Below are 26,614 nucleotides of genomic sequence, written 5' to 3'. Positions count from 1 at the left end.
AACGGTCGATAAACTGACTCTCAACGAAAGAGAGCGTGAATGGAATCCAAGAAGGCCGACCTAGACCGCGTTGACCGGGCCCTGTTGCGGGCGCTCTCGGTCAATGCTCGCGCGTCGGGTTCCGCCCTGGCGGCTGAAATCGGCGTGGCCGAGTCCACGGTGTCCCTACGGTTGCGCCGGCTCCAGCAGCTCGGCCACATCCGCGGCTACCGGGCCAACATCGACCTCGCCGCTCTCGGCGCCTCACTACAGGCCCTGATCTCCGTGCGCCTGGCCAAGCACGCCCGGGAGCAGATCGACGACTTCCGTAGTGCCGCACCGCACTGGCCCGGCGTGATCGGACTCTTCCACACCGCCGGCGCCGACGACTACCTGCTGCACGTGGCGGCAGCGGATGCGTCCGACCTGCGCGACTTCGTTCTCGAACACCTGGCGGAGCATCCGGCCGTGGCGCACACCGAGACGAACCTGATCTTCGAGTACGTCGACGGCGACGGCTGGCAGGACCTGGTCAAGTAGCCAGTCGCGCCCGCCCCGCCCCGAGCCCAACCTCCCACGTCAACTGTTCCCCGTGCGGACAAGTGCACCCGGCACACCGGGCGCAGAAGTCCGCACGGGGAACAGTTGGTTGGGGTTAGTCTGCCGTGGCTTTAAAAAACAACGCCCCCGCCGAAGCGGGGGCGTTGTCAGCAGCTTTATACAGCTACGCAGCTCTATTTAGAGGGCGCGGATGTTCTCGGCCTGGGGACCCTTGGGGCCCTGGGTTACCTCGAACTCGACCTTCTGGTTCTCGTCGAGCGACTTGTAGCCGTTCGAAGCGATCGCAGAGTAGTGCGCGAAAACGTCGGCGCTTCCGTCGTCGGGAGCGATGAATCCGAAGCCCTTTTCAGCGTTGAACCATTTCACGGTACCTGTTGCCATTATGAAACTCCTCCAGGAGTGTAAGAAAGGCCCCGACTTTCGAGGCCGTTCGTCGCGGTATTCGTCGTCCGCTTCCGAAAGGAATAAGCCCGTACCAACCGAAGTCAATACGTTTTTTAGACGTGCAAGCACTACAACTACTTCGACAACACTAGCCCACATCGCTCGGTCTCCGTGGAGATCTGTGCGAAAAAGCCATCAAAGTGTTACGAATTCTGACAGAAGTGCTCAAAGCGTGCCGATGACGGCGCTAATCGACGGTGACGAAATCGATGAGTTGCTCGACCCGGCCCAGCAACGCCGGTTCGAGGTCTGCGTAGGTGCGAACCTGGCCCAGGATGCGCTGCCATGCCCTGGCGATGTCGGCCTGGTCGTCGTGCGGCCAACCGAGGGCAGCGCAGATGCCGTGCTTCCACTCGATGTTTCGAGGGATTTGCGGCCAGACCGGCAAATTCAATCGAGCTGGTTTGACCGACTGCCAGACATCCACATAGGGATGCCCGACCACGAGAACATGCCGTCCGTGCGGGCCGCTGGCGACGGCGTCGGCGATCCGGCTCTCCTTGGATCCGGGCACCAGGTGGTCGACCAGTACGCCGACCCGGCGGGTGGGACTGGGCTTGAACTCGGCCAGCAGTTCGGCCAGATTGTCGACGCCCTCGATGTATTCCACGACGACGCCCTCGATGCGCAGATCCGCCCCCCAGACCTTCTCCACCAGTTCGGCGTCGTGGCGGCCCTCCACGAAGATACGGCTGGCCCTGGCCACTCGCGCCGGCGCATCCGCCACCGCCAGCGAGCCTGATGCGGTGCGCCCGCGGGCGGCCGGTGCGCTCGATCGCGGTGCCACGAGGACGACCGGTTCGCCGTCGAGAAGGAAGCCGGCGCCGAGCGGGAACAACCGGAGCTTGCCGTGCCGGTCCTCCAGCGTGACGACCTTCTTCTCGACCCTGAGGACGGCCCCGCAGAATCCGGTGGCGACCTCTTCGATCACGAGGTCGCGCACGGCCTCCTGCTGGGGGACGACACGGCGGCCGGCCTCCCGCCATCCCGCGGCGAGCACATCATTGGAGTAACGGTCTTCATTCACTGAATCGACGCTAGCGGAAGTCCCGCGACGAGGTAGGGGCCGCCACGGTCAGGGGTTCGAATCTGTCGGCGATGAGGTTGACCACGCCCTCCGGCGAGCGTTCGAGGATGCCCCGGATCATCAGGGCGGGAGACTCCCTGGCGATCCTCCGGAAGCGGTTCCACACCCCGACGCTCACCACCACATTGACGTTGCCGGTCTCATCCTCCAGGTTGATGAAGGTCACCCCGTTCGCCGTTGCCGGTCGCTGGCGGTGCGTGACGACCCCGCCGACCTCGATCCGGCGGCCGTTCTCACTGACGGCCAGCTGCTCGGCGGCCAGTGCGCCCCTGGCTGCCAGGACCGGCCTGGCGTGGCGGATCGGATGGTCGTCGGTGGAGACCCCGGTGGCCCAGAGGTCGTAGGCCACCTGCTCCACGGGAGTCATCAGGGCCAGCAACGGCGGCTGCACGGTCTCGAAGGAGCCGCGCAGATGGGCGTCGGTCTCCTGGGCTGCCTCCCCGGCCGACCACAGTGCCTGCCGGCGCTCCAGGCCGAACCCCTCGAACGCTCCGGCCGTTGCCAGGGATTCGAGTTGTTCGGTGTTCAGCCTGGCCCGTCTGGCGAGGTCGTTCATCGAGCGGAACGGGCCGAACCTGGTCCGGTCGGCCACGATCCTCTCCGCCACCGCCGAACCGATGGAACGCACCTCCGCGAGGCCGAGACGCACGGCCAGGGCCCCGTCCCTGCGGTGCCCACGATCGTCCACCGGCAGGGTCCGGTCATAGCCCGGCACGGCGGGCTGGTCGTGGTCCAGGCAGCCGGGCCGTCCGGCCGGTTCGGTCGACGGGTCGGCAAGGGGCTCGAGGGAAGCGTCGGCGCCGGAGAGCTGCACATCCGGTCGCAGCACCTGAACACCGTGCCGGCGGGCATCCGCGACCAGGGATTGCGGCGAGTAGAACCCCATCGGCTGGGCGCGGAGCAGTGCCGCGAGGAAGGCTCCCGGGTAGTGCAGTTTCAACCAGGCGCTGGCATAGACGAGCAGGGCGAAGCTGATGGAGTGGCTCTCGGCGAAGCCGAAGTTCGCGAAGGCCTCGATCTTCTCGTAGATCTCGTCGGCCAGGGCACCGGTGATCCCGTTGCCGGCCATGCCCTCGTAGAGGGTTGCCCGCAAGGAGGAGATCTTCTCCACTCCGCGTTTGGAACCCATCGCCCGGCGCAGCAGGTCGGCGTCTTCGCCGGTGCAGCCGCCGACCGCCATGGCCATCTGCATGAGCTGTTCCTGGAACAGCGGGATGCCGAGGGTGCGTTCGAGGACCGGTTCGAGTTTGGGATGCAGGTAGGTCACCGGTTCCTGGCCGAGCTTGCGCCGGATGTAGGGGTGCACGGCCCCGCCCTGGATCGGGCCGGGCCGGATCAGGGCGATCTCGACCACGAGGTCGTAGAAGCGGCGAGGCTGCAGCCTGGGCAGGGTGCCCATCTGGGCCCGGCTCTCCACCTGGAACACCCCGATCGAATCCGCTCGGCAGAGCATGTCGTAGACGCCGGCCTCCTCCCGGGGAATGCCGGCCAGGCTCCAGTCCTCTCCGAGCGAGTCCCTGACCAGGTCGAAGGTGTACTGCAGGGCCGCGAGCATGCCCAGGCCGAGCAGGTCGAACTTGACCAGTCCCATCCAGGCGCAGTCGTCCTTGTCCCACTGCAGCACCGTGCGATTCTCCTTGCGGGCGTGTTCGATGGGGCACACCTCCCCGACGGGGCGGTCGGTCAGGACCATCCCGCCGGAGTGGATGCCGAGGTGACGAGGGAAACCCAGTACCTGACCGGCGAGGTCGGCGACCTGATCGGGGATGTCGTGGTCGGGGCTGGACACCGCGGCGCCCCAGCGCTCCACCTGCTTGGACCAGGCATCCTGTTGACCGGTGCTGTAGCCGAGCGCCTTGGCCATGTCGCGCACGGCGAACTTCGGTCGGTAGGTGATCACGTTGGCCACCTGGGCGGCGTTGAGGCGGCCGTAGCGGTCGTAGACGTATTGGATCACCTCTTCCCGCCGGTCGGAGTCGAAGTCGACGTCGATGTCGGGTTCCTCCTCCCGGAGGCTGGAGAGGAACCTCTCGAAGGGCAGCCGGTAGAAGATCGAGTCCACCGCGGTGATCCCGATCACGAAGCAGACCGCCGAATTCGCCGCCGATCCGCGGCCCTGGCAGAGGATGCCCTTGCGCCGGGCGAACTGCACGATGTCGTGCACGATCAGGAAGTAGCCGGGGAAGTCCTTGGCCTCGATCACGGCGAGTTCCTTCTCCAGCCGGTCGCGAACGTTGGCGTTGAAGCCTGGGTACGCGCGCTCGGCCCCCTCCCAGACCAGGTGGCGCAACCAGCTCATCGGGGTGTGCCCGTCCGGCACCTGTTGCCGGGGCAGTCTGGGCCTGGCCCGGCGCAGCGAGAAGGCCAATTCATCGGCCAGCGGCACGGTGCGGGCCACCGCCCCGGGGTACCGGGCGAACCGCGCGGCCATCTCTGCTCCGCTCCGTAAGTGCTGGGTGGGGCCGGCGGGCAGCCAGCCGTCCATGTCGTCCAGGCTGCGTTGGCCGCGGACGGCCGCGAGGGCAGAGAAGAGCCTGAAGTCGGCCGGCCGGGCGTAGTGCACATTGTTGGTCGCGAGCACGGGCAGCCCGGCCCGTTCCGCCAGGACCGCCAATCTGTCGTTGGTCATGGAGTCCTGCGGCCGGCCGTGGTCGACCAGCTCGACGTTCACGCTGTCCCGGCCGAACAGGGCCACCAGCCGGTCCAGTTCCCGGGCCGCCGCCTCGTCGCCGTCGCGAAGCAGGGCCTGGCGCACGGCTCCGGACCGAGAGCCGGTCAGGATGCTCCAGTGCCCGCCCGACGCCTCGGCGAGCTCGTCGACGTCGTAGACCGGCCGTCCCTTTTCGCCTCCGGCAAGCTGGCCGTGGGTGAGCGCGGCAGCGAGCCGGTGATAGCCCTCCTGGCCCCTGGCCAGCACCACGAGGTGACTGCCCTCGGGCTCCGGCACCCCGTTCTGCCGGCGGGTCAGCCCGAGGGACAGCTCCGCGCCGAAGACCGTGCGCACGCCGGGGTAACTCTCGGCGGTTTCAGCCAGGCGAACGGCTCCGTATAACCCGTCATGGTCTGTGAGGGCCAGGCCGTGCAGGCCCAGCGCCCCGGCCTCCTCGAGGAGGTGTTCCGGTGAGCTGCCGCCGTCGAGGAAGCTGAAGTTCGAGTGGGCGTGCAACTCCGCGTAACCCACGGTGCCGCCGGCGGGCTGCCCAGCCGGAGGGCCGGAAGGGGTCGGGGCCGCGTAGGGCTGACGGTGCCTAGACCAGGCCGGGCTGTCCCCGCCGTCGGCGTCTGGGGGAGGGCCGCCCGGCCGCCGGTCGGAGAGCCGGCGCTCAAGTTCGGACCACGGAATCGGTGGGTTATTGAATCCCATTGGGGTGCACCGTTCTCTCTGCGTGCCCTGAGCGCTCTGAGTGCTCTGGGTGCTCTGGGTGCCCTGCGTGCTCTGGGTGCTCTAGGTCTCCGGTCCGGCCGGGTACCGTGCACTGCCTAGTCATAGCGGGCCTCGGCGCGCCAGCCGTCCTCGTCCAGCGCCAGCAGCCAGGCGTCACCGTTCTCCTCGACGATTTGAAGCCGGTGCACCGTGCGGCCGGCCGCCGTGTCCCACCACCGCTCAAGCACCGGCCACGGACCGGCCCACGCCGCGACGGGGCGGAGTTCCGGCCGAGCGGATCCTGCGCTGGTGCGCTCCGGCGCAAACCGTCGCGGGGCCCCGTCGAGGGCGCCGCGGTCATCGACACCCGGGGACCGTCCGTCGTCGGCGACAAGGGTGACCGGGTGAGCCGCTCGGTAGACCGTGGCGGGGAGCAGCCCGCCCAGGCTCCCCGCCCAGGGACGATCATCTGCCCCAGACCCCCTGGCCGGCCCCCGGCTTGCTGACCCTGTCGGCTCATCACCCCAGGGCAGCCAGCGTTGGCGGTCGGCGAGTAGTCTTCCACCGTCGATCGCCGCCGTCAGCACGCCGGCGTGGCCGACCAGCCCTTGCACCCGGGTGAGGGCGTGATGGATGCGTTCGTCGGGTCCTGATCCCCACAGGCCGTCCTCGTGGTTCGCGACGGCGTCGACCTGGTCGGGGGAGAAGACCACGCGCACGACCCCGGCGCGCAGGCCGGAATCCGCGCGGCCGTCACCCTGCAACTGCCAGCGGACCCGGTCGATGAGGTCGGAGGCCGTGAACCAGCGCGGGTGCCGCCAGGTTCGTTCGGTCAGCAGCGAGTCTTCGGTGCTGACCAGGATCGACACGGCCGTGCAGACCAGGGTCTGCTCACGCAGGGCGCGCACGAAGGTGTCCGCGGTGCTGCGCAGGGCGAACGCGAGTTGGTCGATGCGGTCCAGGGCCGGTTCGAAGTCCTGGCCGCGGTCGAACACCGGTGTGGGCGTGCGCGGGACGATCTCCTCGTGTTCCCGGCCGGCCGCCCTGGCGTGCGCCTGCGCCGCCGCGGCACCGAATCTCCGGTGTACGTCCTGGGCGGGCAGGCTGGCGAACTGGCCGAGAGTGTGCACGCCGAGCCGGGCGAGCAGGGCACCGAGCCCGGCATCCGCCGCCGCCGACACCGGCAGTGGCGCCAGGAATGCCGCGGATTGCCCGGCCGGGACTATCCGCACGCGGTCACGTGGTTCACTTGGGTCCGGTTCCGGGCGCCCGGCGACGGCCGGCGCAGCGCCCGGTCCGGGCCTGCCGCGGCGCGCCGCCTGCTCGGCGGCGAACGGTCCGTCGGCGATCCCAACCCTGGCTTCGGTGAGTCCGGCACCGTGGAGGTAGTCGAGCAAGGCCCGCGCCGCGGCGGACTCGCCGCCGTAGTAGCGAACCGGTCCGCGGGCCCGGATGGCGCAGGTGCCTGGGCGTAGCACCGCGACCCCGGGTGTGATCTTTTCGAGCCCATCCAGGATCGGGTCGAAGGCCCGCCGGTCCACGGTCGGGTCGTAGGCCAGCACGACGAGATCCGTGCAGCGGAACTGGGCTTCCCGAACGGTCAGGCCGCGGCGGACACCCAGGTGCCGGGCCTCGGGGGCGCAGGCGAAGACCATTCCGTGATCGATGAGCGCCAGCGGGATGCCGAGAGGCAGGTCGGTGGCCGACCGGGCGGCGATCACCGGCCAGTCCGGACACCAGAGCACTATGGTGCGTTCGCGGTTCATGGCGTCCACTCCGCCGCCGGTTGCCTGCGCCGGTTGGACGGGGTGGGCCCGGTCCTCCGGAGGCGGAGGGGAGCGGAGTGGGCCGGGAGTGTGTCGCCTGGCCCGGGGAGGTCGGGCAGGTGCACCAGCTCTGAACGCCGCCGTCCGCTGCCGTTGCTCCCGGAGACCTGCACGGTCAGGTCCCGACCGGACAGGTAGCCGTGTCCGGCGCCCAGCCCCTCCCACCTGGTGCCGGTCACCCTCAGGTCCGCTTCGGTCTGGGACCAGGTGCCGGCCACGATCAGGGTGCAGCCACTCTGCCGCAACCTCGCGCCGAGCCTGGCCGCCTCGGCGTCGCCGACGGCACGTTCAGGGTGTACGACGACGAGGGACAGCACGTCGACGAGCGCCGCCGTCACCGCCAACCACTGGTCACCGGGGGAGGGAACGAGCACGAGGCGCTCGAGGTCGATGCCGAACCCGATAGCGGCCTCCGTGCCGAAGTCGGGCAGGCCTACCACCGCGCTCCAGCCGCCGTCCTGGCCGGCCGCAGCCAGTACCGCCATGATCAGGGACGTTGAATTGTCGACCGTGTAGACCACGCCGGTTCGCAGGATCCCGTCCGGCAGAATGCGGCCCAGAACCCCGGAGACTGCCCTGCCCCCGGCTGCCCAGCGGTCCCGCTGCATGCCCTGGATGCGCGCCTGCAGTTCGATGACCCGGTCGGCGGCCGAGGCACCGGCCGGGGCGCCGGCCGGGGAGACCGGGGCGCTCGCTACGGAGATCAGGGGTATGGACACCCATTCATTTTCGAACACAGATTCGATTTAGTCAACCGGTGTGGATAACCGGACGGTCCTCAGGTGGCACGGTAACCTGAGCCTATGTGTGGGCGATTCATCATTACCGATTCGGCGCCTGACCTCGCCGCCATGTTCGACATAGAGCACGAGGCCGGCGAGCTGCCGGAGCCCTCCTGGAACGTGAAACCGACCGACCAGATCCCGATCGTGCTCGAATCGATGAAGTCCGATCCTGCCGTTCGTCGCCTGGAACCGGCTCGCTGGTCGTTGGTTCCCACCTTCTCGCCCGAGCTGACAGCCGCGTTCGCCACCTTCAATGCCCGCGCCGAGACCGTCGCGGAAAAGCCGACCTTCCGCACCGCCCTGGCCAAGACCCGAGCCATCGTTCCGGTCACCGGCTACTACGAGTGGCACACTGAGGGCACCACGAAGACGCCGTACTTCGTGCACTCCGACGACGGCCTGCCCCTGGCGCTGGCCGGCCTGTACTCGTGGTGGCGCAATCCGACCCTCGGCCCGGACGACCCGGCCCGATGGGTATTAACGGCCACCATCCTCACCACCGGCGCCCAGGGCGCCCTCGCCGACATCCACGACCGGATGCCCGTGGTGCTGCCCGAGGAATGCTGGGACTCCTGGCTGGACCCGCACACCGAGGGCGATCAGGCCCTCGTCGACGCGATTGTCGCGGCCTCCAGTGAGGCGGCGGCCGGATTGGCGTTCTACCAGGTCGCCCCGGTCACCGGCGATGCGCCAGAGCTCGTTGAGCCCCTCGGCCCGGAGCGCGAAGTCGGCTACACCGCCTGACCGTTGGCGGAGCCACGCTGCCCTGCGAGCTAGTACGCTCGAAACGAGCGCGGATAAGCTTTCGCGGCACCGTTGAGAGGACCCTGCCATGCCCATTCTTACCTTCGTCATCGCGATGGTCGTCTTCGTGTTCGGCCTGTGGTTGTTCGGCTTGGCCTTCACCGTGACCGCCTGGCAGGGCGCGATCTTCTTCGCCGGCATCCTGGCCGTCAGCGCGGCCATCGCCATCCCGGTTCGCGCGCTTCGCAACTGATCGCCGGAGCGACCCGGTCCACTCAACTGCCCTGACACCACCTCACGAGGATCCGTATGCGCGCCGACCAGCTCACCGACCCGATCACCTTTCACGGTGAGGGTCCGGTCTTCTCCCCGTCCTGGGGCGGCCTGCGTCTCGTGGACCTCTTCGCCGGCGACATCCTGTCGCTGACCCCCGACGGCACGGTGACCCGGCGGCACGTCGACACCATCGCGGCCGCCCTCCGTCCTCGGCTGGGCGGGGGAGCGGTCATCGCTCTGGAGCGCGGCTTCGCCCTCGAAAAGCCCGACGGCACCCTGACCGGTCTGCCCGAGGTATGGAGCGACGCGACGGTGCGCATGAACGACGGCGGCACCGCCCCGGATGGCTCGTTCTACTGCGGCTCGATGGCCTACGACCAGCGCCACGAGGCGGGATCGCTCTATCGGCTCGCCCCGGACGGAGCTGTCACCCTGGCCCTGGCCGGGGTGACCATCTCTAACGGCCTGGATTGGAGCCCGGACGGGTCGCTGGCGTACTACAACGACACTCCGACCGGCCGGATCGGGGTGTTCGACTGGTCGCCGGACACCGGGCTGACGGGACTGCGCACCTTTGCGGAGATCCCGTCGGCGGACGGCTACCCCGATGGCCTCACCGTGGACAGCGACGGCGGCGTCTGGGTGGCCCTGTACGCCGGTGGGGCGGTGCGGCGCTACACGCCGGACGGGCGCCTGGACGAGGTCATCACCGTGGCTGCCGACCGGGTCACGGCGTGCACCTTCGGCGGCGACGATTTGAGTCAACTGTTCATCACCACCTCCAGGGAGGATCTCGCCCCGGGCGAGGATCCCCTCGCCGGGTCGATCTTCACGGTCACCCCCGGAGTCACCGGACTGCCCGTGACACCGTTCGCCGGATAGCCACCCCACACCGGTTCGGGCTATAGGCCCGCGACGAGGTTGATCAGCGTGGCCAGGATGATCGAGCCGAACAGGAACGACATCAACGCGTGCCGGAGGGCCGCGGCTCGCATGACCGACGAGGTCAGCGAGGTGTCCGACACCTGGAAGGTCATGCCCAGGGTGAACGCCAGGTAGGCGAAATCTGCGTAGCGCGGCGGCTCGGCCTGGTTGAAATCGATCCCGCCGTCGTCATCGGCGTAGTACAACGACGCGTAGCGCAGGGTGAACAGGGTGTGCACGAGGAGCCAGGACAGCGCGACAGTGGCCAGGGCCAGCGCCGCCAACACGACTTGCCCGGCCCCGGCCGCACCGCGGGCCTGCAGGAGCACGATCAGGATGCTGCCCAGGCTGGCCAGACTGGCCAGGATTAAGAGCAGGTCGGTGATGCCCCTGGACGGATCTTCCCTGGTGGCGTGCGCCGCTGTGGTCGGCGCATCCATTCGCGCGACGACGAACCATACCCAGCTGATGTAGAGGATCGCGGCGGCGGACCAGCCGACCGCCGGTGCCAGGAGCCAGCCGCCACTGAAGCCGGTCAGCAGGCCGGCCAGGAGGCCGACCAGGACCATGGCGATCAGGCGGGTGCTGGAGCGGTGCCGGCGGGGCACCGGAGACGGGGTGTTCACTCGCTGATCGTCCCACGAATCTCCCGCGAAACGGGCGCACCGGGCGGTGTCGGCGAGATACCAGAAACGCTGGTTAGGCTGGTGGCCGAATGAATTTCCCGTTCCAGGCCGAAAGAGACCGCGAGAATGTCAGATAGTCCGGCCGCGGCCAGTCCCTACGAGGTGCTGGGGGTGAGCCCCTCGGTGACCGACGAGGAGTTGCGACGCGCCTACCGGCGGAAGCTCCGGCAATCCCACCCCGACGTCGGCGGCAGCCCCGCCTCCTTCCACGCCGTGCAAGTGGCCTGGGAACGTATCGGCAGCCCGGAGAGCCGGGCCGCGTATGACGGCGCCCGCTACCCGGAGACGTCCTACTCCGGCGTGCCCACCCCGGCGCGTCCGTCCTCCTCGGGGATGAAGGCTAGGATGCACGGTCACCCCGGCGGCCACTCCCGGCAGCGCTACCTGGCCCTGCTGCGGGAATGGGCCGGTCGCGGCACTGTTATCGACGACCCCTATGCCCCCGACCTGATCAGGTCCGCGCCGCGGGAGATCCGGCATCGGCTCGCCAAGGCCCTCGCGGAGGAGACAACCGCTCAGCTGATCTCCGGACTCGGCATCGGCTACACGGCCTGGCACGACATCGCCACCCGCGACGACGTCGAGAAGGTCGACCACGTCGTGCTCGGCCCGGCCGGGCTGTTCGCGATCCTGTCCGAGGACTGGGGGGCGCCGGTGCAGCTCAAACGCGGCGAGCTCGCCGGAGAAGCGCTCGAGCCCGGCGAGGAACCGTTGGATGAGTTCGCCGCGGCCGCCCGCATCCTCGCTAAGTCGCTGCGGGTGCGCTTCACCGCCCTGATCGTGGTGGCCCCGGATGTGGCCGTCCCCGAGCCCCTGTCGTTGCCCAGCCGCGGCCGGCGCCCCCTGGTCGTGGTGATCCCGCGGTCCCGCCTGGTCAGCGTGCTGCGCGACGGGATCCCCGGCATGGAACGGGGCAGTTTCGAGAAGGTCTTCGAGCTGCGCAGCACGCTGCAGAACGGCATCCGCTTCGTCGAGGACTAGGCGGGCACGACCTCGCCGAGGCCGAGTTTCCGCACCCAGTAGCCGAGGAACGCCGCGCCGGCCGCATCGTGGATGAGCTCGCCCTCCACGATGACCGGGTACGGCCGGTCTAGGATGCCGTCGGCCGGACGCACGTCGACATGGGCGACGTCGAATCCAGCGGCGTGCAGGTGGTCGGCCATCTTGTAGTCGCTGCGGGAATCGCCCACCGAGCGCCAGAGCCGGGGGAGCACACCTCCCTCGGCGAAGAAGGCCAGGGCACGCTTCGCGGCGTGGTCCTTGTCGAGGTCCACCGATTCGATGTCGGTGGAGATGATCGTGGTGTCGATGCGGAACGGCACAGCGCCGGCGGCGTCGGGGGAGACCCGGTCACCGAATCGCACGCCGAGGCCGTGCTCGATCATGATCGTGTAGGCGGCTTCTTCGAAGGACGCCTGGGCGACGTGATAGGCGGCCCGGTCGACATCCGTGCGCTGCTCGACGGAGACCATGGCGAGCTTGGTCTCGTCGAAGAACATCGTGTCGGCAAAGTCGGTGCCGACCAGGTCACGGATGCGGTCTGCGACGGCCTCCGGGAGGGCCACACTGTCGTCGACGACTACCTCGCCCATGCCGGCGTCGGTGATGGGGAACCACACGGCGCCCTTCTCGCAGACGCCGTACATGCGCATCACCGGCGGGAGTCCGGCGTCCACCAGCGGAGCGACCACCTGCTCGCTGATGAACTGGGCCGATCGCCCCGTGATGAAGCCGATCGGCACGTTCGCCCCGGCCAGGGTGATCAGGTCGGCGATGATGCTGGGCGTGGCGATGGTGCGGCTGTCCGGGCTGGCAATCGGACCATCCACATCCAGCAGCAGGCCGAGCGGGGAGATGATTTCAGGCATGCTTCATTGAACCAGTTCCTGTCCCGGCCCGTGTCACAGGTCGCAGCGCCTATCGTTGAACCTGATGATTACCAGACGAGAAGCAGCGCTCCGCCTCGATATTCCCCTCGAGATGGCGCAGCGCCACGACCTTCCCAGCCGCATGACCGAAGCCCAGCTCGCCGAGATCGAGACGAACCCGCCGGCCTGGCTGGTGCAATCGCGGGCGAACCGCACCGGCAAGAAGCCCGTGTGGATCGAACTCACCTGCAGTGTCTGCGGGTTCACCGAGGTCGCACGGCCCAAGAAGTGGTGGCCGGAGTTCAGCTACCTGACCTGCGACCACCACGGTTACGACGAACTTCCCGCCGCCGCTGCCGGGCTCAGCCGACGCGAGGTCGACGGGATAGGCAGCCGCTTCATCGGCATCGTCGATGCCGCCGAACACAGCGAGTAACCAGCCACCTGCCATACGCCGGGGTCGACTGACCCTGCTGGACGAACCTAACCCGAGAGTGCAGAACCCATGAGCCTGATCAGGCTGAACGACGTCAGTGTGCGTTTCGAGAACACCCAGGTGCTCCGCGAGACCTTCTTCCGCCTCGAGCCGGGGGACCGGGTCGGCATGATCGGCCGGAACGGGTCGGGCAAGACCACCCTGATCAAGCTGATCCTCGGCCAGGTGACCCCGGATAGCGGCACCGTCACGGTCGAGGACGGGGTGAAGATCGGCTACTTCTCCCAGTTCTCCGAACTGAACGGCGAGTCCACCATCACCGAGGTGCTCGACGCACTCTTCGTGGAGATCAAGGCCGTGGAGGCCGAACTCGCCTCCATCGAGGCCGCGATCGCCGCGGATTCGTCGGCCAGCGCCGAGCTGGACCGGCTGATCCACCGCCAGTCCGAACTGTTCGAGGACATGGACCGGTTGGACGGCTGGGACTACCCCCGCCGCATCGACGCGGCCCTGACCATCCTGGGCTTCGACGAGGCCCACCGCAGCTGTGCGATCGACGAGCTGTCCGGCGGCTGGCGCAACCGCGCGGCCTTGGCGAAGATCCTGCTCGAGGCGCCGGACGTGCTGCTGCTCGACGAGCCCACCAACTACCTCGACGTTGCCGGGGTGGAATGGCTGGAGGGCTGGTTCCGCGACTTCACGGGCGCGGCCGTGATCGTGTCGCACGACCGCACCTTCCTCGACGCCGTCGTGACCCGCATCATCGAACTGGAGAACTTCCACCTGCACGAGTACCCGGGCAACTTCGGCGAGTACGTGGTGCAGAAGCAGTTTCGGCTCAAGACCCTCGAGGCGCAGTTCGTGCACGAGTCCGAACTCCTCGCCTTCGAGTCCGAGGGCATCGCCGACCGGCGCGAAGCGCAGAAGGCCGCCAGCCGCAAGCTCGGCAGCCAGCTCGCCACCATCAAGAAGTCCCGCACGCCGCGACCGGTCGACAAGATCATCACCGAGATCTACGGCAACCTGCACATCAAGGATGTGCTCTGCCGGGTCGAGATGCTCAGCAAGGCCTACGGCGACAAGGTGCTCTTCAACGACCTGAGCTTCGAGATCCGCCGGGGCAACCGCATCGTGGTGCTCGGCGCCAACGGCAGCGGCAAGACCACCCTGCTCCGGGTGCTCACCGGGGAGGAAACGGCCGATCACGGTGAGGTGGACTGGGCCAAGGGTGCCGGGATGGTGTCGTACAACCAGGTTCTCGCCGAACTCGACGACACCGACACCGTCAGCCACGCCGTCAACGCGCTCGAGGGCAGCCTGGCGTTCACTGCCACCCGCAAGTCGGTGAACCGGTTCCTCACCATGTTCCAGTTCTCCGAGACCGACCTCAAGCAGAAGATCGGTAATCTTTCGGGTGGGCAGAAGGCCCGCGTCGCGATGGCACAGTGCCTGCTTTCCGGTGCCTCGGTGCTGCTGCTGGACGAACCGACCAACCACCTGGACCTGTCAAGCACCCAGGTGATGGAGCGTGCCCTGCTGCACTTCCCCGGCGCCGTGGTCGTAGTCAGTCATGACAGGTTCTTCACCGACAAGATTGCCAACCGTCGCCTGGTCTTTGGCAGCGAGGGCGCCGAGGCCGGCGAGGTCGAGGTCGCCGTCGCCTGATCCGGCCGGCCCCGCGATTCGCGGGAGCCGCGCCGCTGGGCGGGAGGCGTGCCACCCGCCCAACGGCGCCTGACCCGCGGATCGCTGAGCCAGGTCAGGTTCACTCCCGGCGAGTGTGCCGGCGCGGTCGAGGCGGGGGCGACCCTCGATGGCCACCTCGTCGACCTCGAGACGCGCACGGGGGCCCTCGCGGCCGGAGTTGGCCACCGTGATCACGTAGGTCGCGCCGCGCGCCTGCCGGGTGACGGTGAACTCAGCCACGTCCGGTCCGATCTGCGGGTCGACGACCAGACCGTCATAGTCGGTGCGCACGACCAGCAGGTACTGGGAGACCGTCACGACGTTCCAGGCGGCCGCTCCGGTGAGCCAGGAGTTCTTCGCGTCACCGTGCCTGGATGCTTCCTTGCCGGCGATCATCTGCGCGTAGACCCCTGCCGAGATAGTTGATCCACGGGTAGAGGGTCAACGGGGTCTCGACGACCTGAGAGCACTCTCACGAGTGCTTTCGGTGACTCTGGCAGCCTCGCGGGAAGATCCCGGGAGTGGTATTCCGGCGCAGGGTCCGACCGGTGTCCGGATCGCTCATCCCTCCCGGGGTCGCACAATTGCCACTGCGTGCTGGGGCAGCCGCATCCCGGATGTTGGCGCGCCCGTCAGCAGGTCGGTACCGTCGATCTGGAGCACGGCGTCATCCGCACCGTGATTGATCACGAACAGGGATCCGCCCCGGCGCACGCACTCCACCAGTCCGCCGCGGGTCACCGGTGCCGGCAGCTCGATGCCGGCGTCGAGGAGTACCTCCGCGGCCAGTCGCTGCAGGGCGGCCGGCTCGGGCAGTGTGGCCACGTACCAGCCTGCTCCGCCCGGCGTTGCTCGACGAGTCACCGCCGGCCAGCCGCTGAGTGCACCAGCACCAAAGGTCGCCAGGGTCTCGGCATCCTCTACCCGCAGGTATTCGGCCCAGACCCCGCCCGCGGCCGCACCGCCGAACACCGAGCCGTACAGGGCGAGCGCCGGGGGAGTGCCGGTGCCGAGGTTCTGCGGGTCGGGAGCGGCCGGCGGCGCGAATTCCTCGATCCACACGCCGAGCGCGCTCCGAAGCGGTGCGCCCAGGTAACCGCCGAGCCTCACGTGCAGATTCTCATCGGTCACCGCGGTGCCGAAGCCGACGACGAGGGTCCCCGTCTGGGCGAACTCGGCCAGGTTCGCCACCTGCGCGTCGGTGGCGGTGAAATGCGCCGGGGCGACGACGAGGCTGTAGCCGGACAGGTCGGCATCGGACCGGACGAAGTCTACGGTGACCCCCGACTCGGTGAGGGCGCGGTGCCAGGCGAACAGGGTGTGCAGATACGACACGTCGGTGGGGGTGGCCGGTTGCTCGATCGCCCACCAGCTGTCCCAGTCGAGGGTGATGGCGACGGTCGACGGCACCCGGGTGCCGGCAATCGCCTCGGCTCCCGAGAGCGACGACAGGGCCGCCAGCTCACTGCCCAACTGTTCCACCTCGCGCCACAGCCGCGTGTCGGTTCCGGCGTGCGGGACCAGCCCGGAGTGGAACTTCTCGGAGCCGACCGCGGATTGCCGCCACTGGAAGAAGAGGACGCCGTCGGCGCCTCGGGCCACGGACTGGTAGGACCAGGCTCGCATCTGCCCGGGCGCTTTCGCGGCATTCTGCCGCCGCCAGTTGACAGCGCTCGGCGCCTGCTCCATCAACAGCCACGGCGCCCCACCGCCGAGCGAACGCATGAGGTCGCGCACCATCGCGGCGTACGCAGGCGCGTCGGGGTCGGCGGGATCGGGGTAGGTGTCGTCGCTGACAATGTCGACTTCGCGCGCCCACGCCCAGTAGTCCACGGCCTTGAAGAACCCCATGAAGTTCGTGGTGACGGGTATCGCGGAGCGGTCGCGGATGATGGCGGCCTCCGCCCGGTAGCAGGCGAGGAGTTCGTCGTTGGAGAACCGGTCGAAGTCGAGCAGTTGGGTGGGGTTGCGGAAGGTGGGTGCCGCCCGCGGCGGCGAGACTTCGTTGAACGAGTCGTATCGTTGCGACCAGAACGCTGTGCCCCAGACCCGATTGAGCTCCTCGACGTCGCCGTACTTTGCGCGCAGCCAGTCCCGGAAGGCCTCGGCGGAGACCTCGCAGTAGCAGTGGCTGACGTGGCAGCCGTATTCGTTGTTGACGTGCCACAACTCAAGCGCCGGATGGTCCGCGTAGCGTTCGACAATGCGCCGAACGAGTTCCGCTGCCTTCTGGCGGTACACGGGTGAGCTCGGGCAGTACTGCTGCCGGCTGCCCACCGAGAGTCGCACGCCGTGCTCGGTCACCGGCAGGGTCTGGGGATACCGCAGCGCCAGCCAGGGTGGCGGTGACGCCGTCGCGGTCGCGAGGTCGACCCGCACACCGTTGGCGTGCAGCAGGTCGAGCACCTCGTCGAGCCAGGTGAAGTCGTAGTCCCCTTCACGGGGTTCCAGCCGCGCCCAGGAGAACACCCCCACCGTCGCAAGCGACACGCCCGCCCGGTTCATCAGACGCACGTCTTCGTCCCAGATCTCCCTCGGCCACTGCTCCGGGTTGTAGTCCCCTCCGTACCAGATCGTCATGATCAACCTTTCACTCCACCGCTGGCCAGACCGGACTGCCAGTAACGCTGTAAGAACAGGAACGCGATGACCAGCGGGAGGATCGACACGAACGATCCCGTGATCACCGTTGAGAACAGCGCCTGGGAACCGCCGCCCGCCGACGCCGCGGACTGAAGCTGGGCCAGGCCCACGGTGATGGGGTAGAGCTCGGAACTGTTGAGCATGATCAGCGGCAGGAAGTAGTTGTTCCAGGTCGCCACGAGGGAGAACAGGAACACCGTGACCAGGCCAGGGCCGAGCAGGCGCAGGCCGACCTGGGCGAAGATCCGGAACTCTCCGGCGCCATCCACCCGTGCCGCCTCGATGAGGCCGTCGGGAATCGCATCGGCCGCATAGACCCGCATCAGATAGACCCCGAAGGGGCTCACCAGCGACGGGATGATGACCGCCCACGGAGTGTCCGTCAGGCCCGCCTGGGAGAACAGCAGGTAGGTCGGCAGCGCGAGGGCGGTCAACGGGATCATCACGGCGCCGAGGGTCGCGCTGAAGAGCAGCTTCTTGCCGGGGAAGTCGTATTTCGCGAACGAATAGCCCGCCATGGTGGCCAGGAGTGTGGCACCGGCCGCGGACACGAACGCGTAGACGAAGGTATTGAGCATCCAGCGCAGGAAGATCCCGTCGCGCACGGTGAAAAGCGTCTGCAGGTTCTCCCACAACGAGAAGTCCCCGCCGAACCACATGCCGAACGTCGAGAAGAGCGCGGAGTTGTTCTTCGTCGAGGAGACGAATAACCACCACAGCGGGAGCACGAAGTACAGAACGCACAGCCACAGCAGAACTGTGAGCAGCAGGCTGCGGCGCCCCTCCGGCGAGTACCGGCGAGCGGTGCGAGGCGGGGACTGCGTGCCGTCGCTCTCGTTGTCCGTTTTGATCAGGCTCGTGTCGATGGAGGTCATGGCTCAATTCCCCTTTCAGCGAGGCCCACCCGTTCCCGGCGTTCCCCGGCGAGTTGGACGAAATAGGAGACGATGGCGATCACGACCCCGAGGAGGAAGGCGATGGCGGCCGCGTAGTTCAGCTCCTGGTTGATGAAGGCGAGGTTGTAGGCGTAGTAGTTCGGCGTGAACGAGGTTGAGATCGCGTCGGGGGCGATTGCGTTCAGCAGGCTCGGCTCGGCGAAGAGCTGGAAGGAGCCGATGATCGAGAAGATCACGGTGAGCATGAGCGCCGGCCTGATGGCAGGGATCTTGATGCTCCACGCCAGCCGGAACTGGCCGGCGCCGTCGATCTCGGCCGCCTCGTAGAGTTCGGCGGGGATCGACCGGAGGGCCGCATACATGATGATCATGTTGTAGCCGACGAACTCCCAGGTGACGATGTTCATCATCGAGCCGAGAATGGACTCCGGGGAGAGGAAGTCCGGAGTCCCGAGCCCGACCGCCCGGGAGATCTGGGCGATCGGTCCGAAGTCGGGGCCGTACAGGTAGCCCCACATCAGCGTGGCGACCACCGCCGGAACCGCATACGGCACGAAGATCAGCAGGCGCACGGCTTTGGATCCCCGCCCGCGAGCGCTGTCGAGCGCCAGGGCCAGGAACAGGGCCAGGCCGAGCATGATCGGCACCTGGATGATGAAGAACAGGCCGACCCGGCCGAGTCCGGCCAGGAATGCGGAGTCGGTGAGGGCACGGACGTAATTGGCCAGGCCCGCGAAGACGTCACCGCCGATCAGTTTGCTCTCGAACAGGCTCAGGTATCCCGCGTACACGAGGGGGACGACAAGCATCGTGATGAACACGATGAAAAACGGCACCAGAAACAGGTAGGCGGCGAGGCGCTGCTTGCGCTTCATCGGATTGGCGCGCTTTTTCAGCGGGGGTGCGGAGGCGGGGCGCTCGCTGGCGAGCGCCGGGGAGTGCGTCATAACGACTCCTTCGGGGAGTGACAGACCGGTCGGACCGGCCGATGCGATGCGGTGGGAGCCGGGCGCCCGCCGACAGGACAGCGGACGCCCGGCGGGGTGTTACTCGACGGTGAAGCCCTGGTCGGTGGCGTACTTCACGAGCTGGTCCTGCCAGACGTCGAGCGCGCCGGAGATGTCACCCTTGTCGGCGATCACGGTTCCCACGGTGTCCTCGTAGGACGAGTACACGTAGTCCATATACGGCAACCACTGGAAGTCCGTGTCGACGGTCTGCGAGATCTCGGCGAACAACTCGTTCACCTTCTGGCCACCGTAGAACTCCGACTCCTGATCGACGAAGGCCGGATCCTCCAGCACAGACACCTGCGGCGGGAACAGGAACTGCTCCGTCGCGAGTCTCATGGCCGATTCTTCGTCGTTGTTGATGAACTTCGCGAGCTCGTAGGCGGCGATCTTGTTCTCGCTGGACGCGAGCACGGCATCGGATGACCCGCCCCAGTTGCCGGAGACCTCGTCGCCCTCGTTCCACTGCGGCAGCGGAGCCGCACGCCACAGGCCCGTGGTGGCTTCCGCCGTGCCCTGCAGGAAGATCGGCCCCCACGCGGCTGTCAGCCAGCCGGCGTATTTGCCGCTGGCGAGACCCTGGTACCACTGGTCCTGGAAGTCGACGTCGGTGGAGATCAGGTCCTGCTGGATGAGGTCGGTCCAGTAGTCCGCGACTTTCTTCGCCTCGTCGCTGTTCACGTCGATCGACACGGTCTCGCTCCCGTCATAGCCGAAGGGCTTGACACCCGCCTGCCAGAGGAAACCGATCATCTGACCGGCCTGGGTGGCGCCGACGTTCGAGATGTACGAACCCGTCGTGTCCTTGACCGTCTTCGCCGCGGCCGCATAGTCGTCCCAGGTCGCGGGCGGTTCGGTGATGCCCGCCGCCGTCAGGATGTCTTCCCGGTAGAGATTGCCCATCGGGCCGACGTCCTGGGGAATCGCCCACACCTCGTCATCGGGCGACACCTGGTTCCAGGCCCAGTCGACGTAGTCGGACGAGAGGTCGTCCGCACCGTAGGCCGTCAGATCGAGCAACGAGTTGTTGAGCACAAACGACGGGATGTACTGGTACTCGATCTGGGTGACGTCCGGTGCGCCCTCGCCGGCCTCGATGGCGCTGCGCAGCTTCTGGTAGTGAGGGAGGCCCTGGCCGACGTTCTCGACCGTGACGTCGATTGCGGGGTACTTCGCCTCGAAGAGCGCGACCTCGTTCTCGATGTCGGGGACCCAGGTCCAGAATGTCAGTTTCGTGGGGGTGGTCATCGCCGTGTCGATGTCGTCCTGGCTGACCGATTCCTGGGTGGACTCGTCGCTGGAACTCGGCGTGCACCCGGTAACGAGTAGCCCGATCGACACGGCGCCCGTAACCAGCGCCACTGCTGTTCTCCGTGCCTTCTTGTTCATGATCACTCTTTCTGTGGTTGGTTGGATCGCAGGATCCCGGGGGTGCTCACTGGCTGAGAAATGTCCGAGTCGACCATGCGGTCAGTGAGACTTCTGTGCCCGTCTGGAGGACTGCTCCGGTGACGGTGTCGGAGACGGTGACCGCGAGCGTGATCGCCTGCGGCTCCCATCCCCAGTTGAAGACGAACCAGGCGCGTCGCCCGTCGGGAAGCGCGCCGGAGGCCACCGTCACGGGCTCCGCGGTGTCGCCCGCGAGTTCGTGTCCGTGCCCGGCCGCCGCAGCCCAGCGGACGAGTCCGCCGGCCAGGGCCGGACCGGGCACGCAGCCCACGACGGTGACTCGACCGCCATCGACGGCGCGGCTTGTCACGGCCGGGAAATCGCCGAAACGCGGGTGGACGTAGCGGGCGAGTACCTCGGCGTCGTCGGCGATGAGGCCGTCGATCCACAGCCGTGCCACGGCGCCAGCGGGCAGGTGCAACTCGCCTGTCGTGGAGGTGACCGGGACGTCCTGCTCGAGATTGGAGTACTCGTCATAGCGGCTGCCGGCCAGGTCGGCCAGGCGGGGCGGGGAGACCTCCACGCGAGCACGGGCTTCTTCGTCGGCATACCCGGTGCGCGGGCCGACGATGAGATGGCCGCCGGCGGCGACGTAGTCCCGCAACAGCGCAAGCTCCGCATCCGTTGTCACGTAGACCCCGGCCGCGATCAGCACGGGGAATCGGGCCGCGAGTGCGTCGGCGCCGATCCCTGTCGCCTGATTGAGGTGGAGCAGTCGGGTTTGCCGGCCTGCCTCGATGGCACCTCGCTGGAACGCATCGACGATCTTCTCGTAAGACTGGAAATCGGGGAGCCCGTGCGCGCGCAGGAATGGGGTGAACTGCATCGCGTTTCGGCTCGGATTGGACCAGAGGACCGCAATATCCGCATCCGGTTCGAAGCCGTCCAGCGTTGTGCCGATCCGGGCGAGTTCACCGCCGATCTCGGCGATTTCCGAGTAGACCCGACCGGGGACCAGGCTGTGCGGGAGCACTCCGCCCCAGTAGGTCTCGATCCCATAGGGCAGCGTGTGCCAGTGCCAGTACTCGATCATGGCCGCTCCGCGGGATATGAACGCGTAAGCGGCCTGCTTCAGTTGGCCAGGATAGGGCGGGAAGTTCGTGTCGGAGTGCCCGATCGACTGGGCGTTCGTCTCGGTGACAAGGTAACGACCCTGCTTCGACGAATACATCCGGTCCGCCTGGCGGAAGAGCGCGGGGACGCCCGTCGTCGTCCAGTCGCTCAACTGCGGCAGGTCGAGCGTGGCATCAAGACGGTCCTGCATGCCGTAGTAGGGATTCCCCGCGGTGATATCCAGAGCCCGGCTCACCCGCTCGTCGTCAAGAGCAGGGCGCCCGTACTGCAAACAGGTGGTCACGAACTGGCCAGGACGACTGTACTCGCGCACCAGGTCGGCCTGCCAGGTGATGAACTCGGTCGTGAGGTCGCTCTGGAAGCGTCGCCAGGCGAGGTCGTAGTGGGGGAACGAATTGCCGTCCGGCCGCCACAGCTGAGACCACTCGGTGATGCGGTGCGACCAATAGGTGAGGCCCCAGTCCCGGTTGAGGGAGTCCACGGTGCCGTGCCGGCTGCGGAGCCGGCTCACGAATTCTTCGAAGACATGGTCGTTATGGAACAGTTCGAGCCCGGGTTCGTTGTCGACCTGGAACCCGATCACGGCGGGGTGACCGGCGTATCGTCCGACGACGGCACGGATGACCCGTTCTGCGTATCTTCGGAAGTCCGGGTGCGTGAAGTCGATCTCCTGACGGCCGCCCCAGGGGATGGCTTCACCCGTACGGCGTTCCGCGGCGATCTCGGGATGCGCGACCTGCAGCCAGGGCGGGACCGCGTAGGTCGGAGTGCCGAGGATCACCTGGATGCCGCGCCGATGGGCGCCGTCCAGCACCGGCGCCAGCCAGTCCAGGTCGAACTCTCCGTCCCGGGGTTCCCAGGTGGACCACACCGATTCCCCGACCCGGATCACGTTGATCCCGGCCTGGTGCATGAGGTCCAGATCGGTCTCGACACGGTCGGTGAGGTGGTACTCCGGGTAGTAGGCAACGCCGAAGAGGAGGCCGCTCCTGGGCTGGACGGGGAGTGCAGAGTTCACATGATCCTCACTTCGTTGTGGGGTGTCAGGGTGGTTCCGGATGGAGCTGATGATGGACTATGTTTTCGATCACATTGGGTAGGATCTAGGATGTTGTCGATAACATCGGTTGTCAAGGGTCAAAATGGTCCAGAGAATCTACTGACGACCTGGCTGCGCCGATGCCCCGCGACCGAGAGACGAGAGGACGGCAATGAGCACACGCGCAGATCCACTCGGAGCCGGCGGCGCAGGCACCCGCGGAAGGGCCGCAACCATTTACGACGTCGCCCAGGCCGCCGGGGTGTCGCACCAGACCGTGAGCCGGTTCCTCAGGGGATTCGAGGGGATTCGTCCGGAGACCAGGGAACGGGTCGTCCAGGCGCTCGCCGACCTGGGCTATCGCCCGAATCTCACTGCGCGCAGCCTCAAGTCGGGGCGGTCGCACCGCATCGGGGCGCTGACTCACGAGATTTCGCTGGTCGGCCCGAGCCGCATCGTGGAAGGCGCGAGCATCGCCGCCCGCGAAGCGGGCTATGTGCTGGACATCGTGTCGCTTGACAGCCGCAATCCTCGCGCGATCGAGGACTCCCTCGCGCTCATCACCCAGCACGATCTGGCCGGTGTCCTCGCTCTCGCCGTCACCGACGAGATGACGAGGGCCTTCGCCGCGGCGCCCTTCCGCGTACCCGCCTACGTCGCCGCGGAGTCCGAGGGGGTTCCAGACGACCCGCGAGGCATCCTTTCTCGGGTCGGCATTCCGATGCTCGTCGCACACCTCGCCGAGCTGGGGCACCGGCGCTTCGTGCACATCGCCGGACCGTCAATGTGGTCCGCCGCGCGTAATCGGGTCTGTGACTACGAGGCAGCCCTTGAGGCTCGCGGCCTCCGGTCGGTCGGCATCCTGCATGGCGACTGGTCAGCGGCCTCCGGTTACCGCGCCATCAGCGAGCTCGCTCGGATCCCCGACGCGACAGCGTTCCTCGCCGCGAACGATCAGATGGCACTCGGGGCGATGCTCGCCCTGAAGGAACGCGGCTTGCGGATTCCTACCGACGTCAGCGTCGTCGGTGTTGACGACATCGCCGAGGCCGCGTTCTTCGATCCGCCGCTGACCACCTTACGGAACGACTTCGAGGGGCAGGGCCGCGCCGCGGTGTTCCAGCTCCTGGCCCGGATCGAGAACACTGAGGTGGCACCGATGTCGGTGCCTGCCCCGGAGCTCGTCATCCGGCGGTCGGCGGGAGCGGCTCCGCAGCGGTAGCCGAGCGCGGCGTTCAATCTGGGAGGGTCGACACCCGCGCGTTAACGAGACAGGGCCGGATCCTAAGATCCGGCCCGTGAACTGTCTCAACCAGTTCTCGTTGACTGCTGTCTTACCAACAATCTCCGTGTCCGAGGGGGGACTTGAACCCCCACGCCCTATACGGGCACTAGCACCTCAAGCTAGCGCGTCTGCCATTTCCGCCACCCGGACTGGATGTTTCGGCCGCAGTTATGTTTTGCTGCCGGGGAACAACTTAGCACGGATCCAAAGCCCGTCCGGACACCGCCGGGTGCCACGGGCACCCCCCGGCCCCACCGGTACTCCGCATGAGCCAGTTGGCCGTCTGCCGGGCCCCGATGCCCGGTAGCGTGAACTGCATGACAGCACCTGCCCCCACCCCGGCTTCGGCCGACACGCTCGACCTGACTGCCGAGATCGCTCGCGACCTGATCAGGTTCGATACGACAAATTACGGTGAGGGCCGGTCCAACGGCGAGACGGATGCGGCGGAATACGTGGCTGCGAAGCTACGCGAGCTCGGCCTTGCGCCCGAGTTGTTCGACTCGGAGCCGGGCCGCACCAGTGTGGTGGCCCGGGTGCCCGGTCGCGACCGCGGCAAGGGCGCGCTGGTGGTCCACGGCCACCTGGATGTGGTTCCGGCCGAACCGGCGAACTGGTCGGTGGACCCGTTCGGCGGGGTGATCAAGGACGGCATGCTGTGGGGCCGTGGTGCGGTGGACATGAAGAACATGGACGCGATGATCCTGGCTTCCCTGCAGGATGTGCTCGGTCAGGGCGGCCAGCCCGAACGGGACCTGGTCGTGGCGTTCTTCGCCGACGAGGAGGCCGGGGGAGTGTTCGGTTCGCACCACCTCGTCGACACTCGTCCAGACCTGTTCGCGGGGGCCACCGAAGCCATCAGCGAGGTCGGCGGTTATTCGATCACCGTCGGCGGCGAACGTGCTTACCTGCTGCAAACGGGTGAGAAGGCTCTCATCTGGCTCAAGCTCGTGGCACACGGTCCGGCCGGGCACGGCTCCAGATTGGTGACCGACAACGCGATCACCCGGCTCGCCGAGGCGGTAGCGAAGGTCGGCCGTCGCCAGTGGCCGATCCGCCTGACGAACACCACCAGTCAGCTGCTCTCCGAGATCGCCAGGATACTGGGGGTCGAGCCTCAATCGATGGGCCCGGATGAGCTGGCCCTGGCTACCGGCACCGCGTCCGGCTTCATCCAGGCGAGCCTGCGCACCACCATGAACCCGACGGTGCTGCGGGCCGGCTACAAGCACAACGTCATCCCCGACCGCGCGGAGGCCCTCATCGACGTGCGTTCCCTGCCGGGCGAGGAAGACGCGGTGTTGGCCGAACTCGCCGAAATGGTCGGCCCGGACATTGAAATCGTGGTGATGCACCAAGATGTGGGGCTGGAGACCGAATTCGCCGGCCCGCTGATCGACAAGATCGTGTCGACCCTCCAGATCCACGACCCCGGCGCGCCCGTACTGCCGTACCTGATGCCCGCCGGCACCGACAACAAGGCGCTGAGCAAACTGGGCATCAAAGGATACGGCTTCGCCCCGCTGAAGCTCCCAGCAGATTTGGACTTCCCGGCGCTGTTCCATGGCGTTGATGAGCGGGTGCCGCTGGACGCATTAGTGTTTGGCAGGACGGTTCTGACCGATCTGCTGTCGACGTACTAGCCCACTGTCGCGCTACCGGCCAGCACACAGCACAAGCGAAACGAGTATCACGTGGACTTCATCAATGCGGTCATCCTGGGCCTGGTTCAGGGACTGACCGAGTTCCTGCCGGTCTCCTCCAGCGCCCACATCAGTATCGTGGGCCAGTTCCTGGGCACCGGAGAGGACCCCGGCGCCCGGTTCACCGCGATCACGCAGATCGGCACGGAGGCCGCCGTCGTGATCTTCTTCTGGCGTGACATCGTGCGCATCATCGGCCAGTGGGCCAAGTCCCTCGTCGGCAAGGTGCCGCGCGGCGACGACGACGCCCGGATGGGCTGGCTGATCATCCTCGGCACCCTGCCCATCGTCATCCTGGGCCTGCTCTTCCAGGACCAGATCGAAACCAGCCTGCGCAACCTCTGGGTCACCGCGATCATGCTCATCGCCTTCGGTGTGCTGCTGGGCATCGCCGACTACGTCGGAGCGAAGCGTCGTCAGCTGGGCGACATCACCGTCGGGCACGGCGTCATCTTCGGTTTCGCTCAGGCGCTTGCGCTCATCCCGGGCGTCTCCCGTTCCGGCGGCACCATCACGGCCGGCCTGTTCCTCGGCTACGAACGCGCCGCGGCCGCTCGCTACGCGTTCCTGCTCGCCATCCCCGCCGTTCTCGGCAGCGGCTTCTACCAGGTGTACAAGTCGATCAAGGAACCCTGCGTTGCCGCCGCCGCGAACTGCACGCCGGAGTTGTTCGGCCCCTGGGAGACCCTCGTCGCCACCGTGGTCGCGTTCGTCGTCGCCCTGTTCGTCATCGGTTTCTTCATGAACTACATCTCCAAGCGCAGCTTCCTGCCGTTCGTCGTGTACCGCATCGCGCTCGGCGTCGTCGTCATGGTCCTGCTCGGCACCAACGTCATCACCGCGTAGTTA

General features: G+C 67.5%; 22 protein-coding genes, 1 tRNA gene and 1 pseudogene. 10 read left to right on the top strand and 14 right to left on the bottom strand.

What is annotated here, in order from left to right:
- The first annotated feature begins 39 nt into the window (after positions 1–39).
- The gene (locus BJQ95_RS09370) at positions 40–519 is read left to right on the top strand and encodes an Lrp/AsnC family transcriptional regulator (protein ID WP_130177483.1); all 480 of its coding nucleotides are present in this window, start codon (positions 40–42) and stop codon (positions 517–519) included.
- 198 nt (positions 520–717) lie between these two features.
- On the opposite strand, the gene BJQ95_RS09365 is transcribed toward BJQ95_RS09370, so the two are convergent.
- From BJQ95_RS09365 to BJQ95_RS09345, 5 genes are all read right to left on the bottom strand, one after another.
- Positions 718–921 carry a cold-shock protein gene (locus BJQ95_RS09365; protein ID WP_035840308.1) on the bottom strand — a complete coding sequence of 68 codons (204 nt, stop codon included), beginning with the start codon at positions 919–921 and terminating at the stop codon, positions 718–720.
- 250 nt (positions 922–1,171) lie between these two features.
- Complete coding sequence (locus tag BJQ95_RS09360) at positions 1,172–2,011, bottom strand: DUF3097 domain-containing protein (protein WP_205750096.1); 840 nt, start codon at positions 2,009–2,011, stop codon at positions 1,172–1,174.
- A 10-nt stretch (positions 2,012–2,021) separates the two neighbouring features.
- Positions 2,022–5,435: an error-prone DNA polymerase gene (locus BJQ95_RS09355; RefSeq protein WP_130177484.1), complete on the bottom strand. Its 3,414-nt coding sequence runs from the start codon at positions 5,433–5,435 to the stop codon at positions 2,022–2,024.
- 116 nt (positions 5,436–5,551) lie between these two features.
- Positions 5,552–7,201 (bottom strand): DNA polymerase Y family protein, encoded by a 1,650-nt coding sequence (locus BJQ95_RS09350; protein ID WP_130177485.1) that lies wholly within the window; start codon positions 7,199–7,201, stop codon positions 5,552–5,554.
- Positions 7,198–7,980: a hypothetical protein gene (locus BJQ95_RS09345; protein WP_205750097.1), complete on the bottom strand. Its 783-nt coding sequence runs from the start codon at positions 7,978–7,980 to the stop codon at positions 7,198–7,200. Before BJQ95_RS09345 ends, BJQ95_RS09350 begins: the two co-directional genes overlap by 4 nt.
- A 132-nt stretch (positions 7,981–8,112) precedes the next feature.
- Between BJQ95_RS09345 and BJQ95_RS09340 the strand changes: the two genes are divergently transcribed.
- From BJQ95_RS09340 to BJQ95_RS09330, 3 genes are all read left to right on the top strand, one after another.
- Positions 8,113–8,790 (top strand): SOS response-associated peptidase family protein, encoded by a 678-nt coding sequence (locus tag BJQ95_RS09340; protein WP_240694708.1) that lies wholly within the window; start codon positions 8,113–8,115, stop codon positions 8,788–8,790.
- Positions 8,791–8,878: 88 nt separating this feature from the next.
- A complete protein-coding gene (locus BJQ95_RS09335; protein WP_165384911.1) occupies positions 8,879–9,043 on the top strand; it encodes a hypothetical protein in 165 nt (54 codons plus the stop codon).
- Between the two features lie 56 nt (positions 9,044–9,099).
- On the top strand, positions 9,100–9,948 hold the full coding sequence (locus tag BJQ95_RS09330) for an SMP-30/gluconolactonase/LRE family protein (RefSeq protein ID WP_130177487.1): 849 nt from the start codon (positions 9,100–9,102) through the stop codon (positions 9,946–9,948).
- Between the two features lie 20 nt (positions 9,949–9,968).
- Here BJQ95_RS09330 and BJQ95_RS09325 read toward each other — a convergent pair whose 3' ends face one another.
- Positions 9,969–10,616 (bottom strand): DUF1345 domain-containing protein, encoded by a 648-nt coding sequence (locus tag BJQ95_RS09325; RefSeq protein WP_240694709.1) that lies wholly within the window; start codon positions 10,614–10,616, stop codon positions 9,969–9,971.
- A gap of 126 nt (positions 10,617–10,742) precedes the next feature.
- On the opposite strand from BJQ95_RS09325, the gene BJQ95_RS09320 reads away from it, so the two are divergent.
- The gene (locus tag BJQ95_RS09320) at positions 10,743–11,657 is read left to right on the top strand and encodes a DnaJ domain-containing protein (protein ID WP_130177488.1); all 915 of its coding nucleotides are present in this window, start codon (positions 10,743–10,745) and stop codon (positions 11,655–11,657) included.
- Here BJQ95_RS09320 and BJQ95_RS09315 read toward each other — a convergent pair.
- Positions 11,654–12,544 carry a hypothetical protein gene (locus BJQ95_RS09315; RefSeq protein WP_240694710.1) on the bottom strand — a complete coding sequence of 297 codons (891 nt, stop codon included), beginning with the start codon at positions 12,542–12,544 and terminating at the stop codon, positions 11,654–11,656. The genes BJQ95_RS09320 and BJQ95_RS09315 overlap by 4 nt on opposite strands.
- A 64-nt stretch (positions 12,545–12,608) precedes the next feature.
- On the opposite strand from BJQ95_RS09315, the gene BJQ95_RS09310 reads away from it, so the two are divergent.
- Together BJQ95_RS09310 and BJQ95_RS09305 are read left to right on the top strand one after the other, a co-directional pair.
- On the top strand, positions 12,609–12,980 hold the full coding sequence (locus tag BJQ95_RS09310) for a hypothetical protein (RefSeq protein WP_130177489.1): 372 nt from the start codon (positions 12,609–12,611) through the stop codon (positions 12,978–12,980).
- 69 nt (positions 12,981–13,049) lie between these two features.
- On the top strand, positions 13,050–14,645 hold the full coding sequence (locus BJQ95_RS09305) for an ABC-F family ATP-binding cassette domain-containing protein (protein WP_130177490.1): 1,596 nt from the start codon (positions 13,050–13,052) through the stop codon (positions 14,643–14,645).
- 369 nt (positions 14,646–15,014) lie between these two features.
- Here the strand turns inward: BJQ95_RS09305 and BJQ95_RS19525 are convergent.
- The 6 genes and pseudogenes from BJQ95_RS19525 to BJQ95_RS09275 all read right to left on the bottom strand — a co-directional run.
- Positions 15,015–15,062 (bottom strand): annotated as a pseudogene (locus tag BJQ95_RS19525) (hypothetical protein); the annotation flags it as partial.
- Between the two features lie 165 nt (positions 15,063–15,227).
- Positions 15,228–17,246 (bottom strand): beta-galactosidase, encoded by a 2,019-nt coding sequence (locus BJQ95_RS09295; RefSeq protein WP_130177491.1) that lies wholly within the window; start codon positions 17,244–17,246, stop codon positions 15,228–15,230.
- Between the two features lie 2 nt (positions 17,247–17,248).
- Positions 17,249–18,184: a carbohydrate ABC transporter permease gene (locus BJQ95_RS09290; protein ID WP_130177492.1), complete on the bottom strand. Its 936-nt coding sequence runs from the start codon at positions 18,182–18,184 to the stop codon at positions 17,249–17,251.
- Positions 18,181–19,152 (bottom strand): carbohydrate ABC transporter permease, encoded by a 972-nt coding sequence (locus BJQ95_RS09285; RefSeq protein WP_130177493.1) that lies wholly within the window; start codon positions 19,150–19,152, stop codon positions 18,181–18,183. The genes BJQ95_RS09290 and BJQ95_RS09285 overlap by 4 nt, the downstream gene beginning before the upstream one ends.
- Before the next feature lie 99 nt (positions 19,153–19,251).
- A complete protein-coding gene (locus BJQ95_RS09280) occupies positions 19,252–20,604 on the bottom strand; it encodes an ABC transporter substrate-binding protein (RefSeq protein ID WP_240694711.1) in 1,353 nt (450 codons plus the stop codon).
- A 46-nt stretch (positions 20,605–20,650) separates the two neighbouring features.
- Positions 20,651–22,756: a beta-galactosidase gene (locus BJQ95_RS09275; protein ID WP_130177494.1), complete on the bottom strand. Its 2,106-nt coding sequence runs from the start codon at positions 22,754–22,756 to the stop codon at positions 20,651–20,653.
- 193 nt (positions 22,757–22,949) lie between these two features.
- Here BJQ95_RS09275 and BJQ95_RS09270 point away from each other — a divergent pair, with 193 nt between their 5' ends.
- Complete coding sequence (locus tag BJQ95_RS09270; protein ID WP_130177495.1) at positions 22,950–23,999, top strand: LacI family DNA-binding transcriptional regulator; 1,050 nt, start codon at positions 22,950–22,952, stop codon at positions 23,997–23,999.
- A 128-nt stretch (positions 24,000–24,127) separates the two neighbouring features.
- Here the strand turns inward: BJQ95_RS09270 and BJQ95_RS09265 are convergent.
- Positions 24,128–24,212: transfer RNA gene (locus tag BJQ95_RS09265), tRNA-Leu, on the bottom strand.
- 167 nt (positions 24,213–24,379) lie between these two features.
- Between BJQ95_RS09265 and BJQ95_RS09260 the strand changes: the two genes are divergently transcribed.
- Together BJQ95_RS09260 and BJQ95_RS09255 are read left to right on the top strand one after the other, a co-directional pair.
- A complete protein-coding gene (locus tag BJQ95_RS09260; RefSeq protein ID WP_130177496.1) occupies positions 24,380–25,705 on the top strand; it encodes a M20/M25/M40 family metallo-hydrolase in 1,326 nt (441 codons plus the stop codon).
- Between the two features lie 51 nt (positions 25,706–25,756).
- A complete protein-coding gene (locus BJQ95_RS09255; protein ID WP_130177497.1) occupies positions 25,757–26,611 on the top strand; it encodes an undecaprenyl-diphosphate phosphatase in 855 nt (284 codons plus the stop codon).
- The last annotated feature ends 3 nt before the right edge of the window (positions 26,612–26,614 follow it).

The organism is Cryobacterium sp. SO1 (assembly GCF_004210215.2).
GTDB lineage: Bacteria > Actinomycetota > Actinomycetes > Actinomycetales > Microbacteriaceae > Cryobacterium.
The sequence above is the reverse complement of the archived record's forward strand: the minus strand, read 5'-3'. Positions and strand labels throughout refer to the sequence as shown.